The 759-nt window shown below is 43.9% G+C and carries 4 tRNA genes; all 4 read right to left on the reverse strand.

From position 1 onward, the window contains the following. Positions 1-200: 200 nt before the first annotated feature. Positions 201-274 (reverse strand) — tRNA-Cys (locus CWO27_RS23440). 66 nt (positions 275-340) lie between these two features. Further along, positions 341-427, reverse strand: a tRNA-Leu gene (locus CWO27_RS23445). Between the two features lie 79 nt (positions 428-506). Next, positions 507-582, reverse strand: a tRNA-Gly gene (locus CWO27_RS23450). Positions 583-627: 45 nt separating this feature from the next. Continuing rightward, positions 628-701, reverse strand: a tRNA-Cys gene (locus CWO27_RS23455). Between the last annotated feature and the right edge of the window lie 58 nt (positions 702-759).

The raw sequence follows: 759 nt of genomic DNA on the forward strand, positions 1-759 counted from the left end.
CGCAATTCTTTATTGCGATGCCGATTACTGAAAAGTAAAACACCATCTTAATGCTGATTTCTTTCACTAGTCTATTCTCGAACATCCTAGAGGTGTTATTGACTAGATAACATACGTGGAAGTTTGAACATAGCATGAGGGTTTAGAATTTCAGATAGCAAAAAGGCCAGCATTTCTGCTGGCCCTTCAACTTTTAATAGTGGAGGCGCCTCCCGGAGTCGAACCGAGGTCCACGGATTTGCAATCCGCTGCATAGCCACTCTGCCAAGGCGCCTTCAGTAGTGTTTTAAGAGAACAACTCTTTTGATTGTCACCTAGTAAAAGGTAACAATCAAATAGATGGTGCCCCGGGCCGGACTTGAACCGGCACAACGCGAACGTCGAGGGATTTTAAATCCCTTGTGTCTACCAATTCCACCACCAGGGCACGCAATTCTTTATTGCGATGCCGATTACTGAAAAGTAAAACACCATCTTAATGTCAAATTAATCAACATTACAAAATTTGGAGCGATACATCGGGTTCGAACCGATGACCTCAACCTTGGCAAGGTTGCGCTCTACCAACTGAGCTAGTATCGCATTTCATTCTTAATATCTCTTAACTTATCAAACTAAGAGAAAGAATGGAGGCGCCTCCCGGAGTCGAACCGAGGTCCACGGATTTGCAATCCGCTGCATAGCCACTCTGCCAAGGCGCCTTTAATAGTGATTTAAGAGAACAACTCTTTGTTCATCACTCTACTCAAAAAGTAGAAG

The sequence above is a fragment of the Vibrio sp. 10N.286.51.C3 genome, assembly GCF_003050065.1.
GTDB lineage: Bacteria > Pseudomonadota > Gammaproteobacteria > Enterobacterales > Vibrionaceae > Vibrio > Vibrio crassostreae.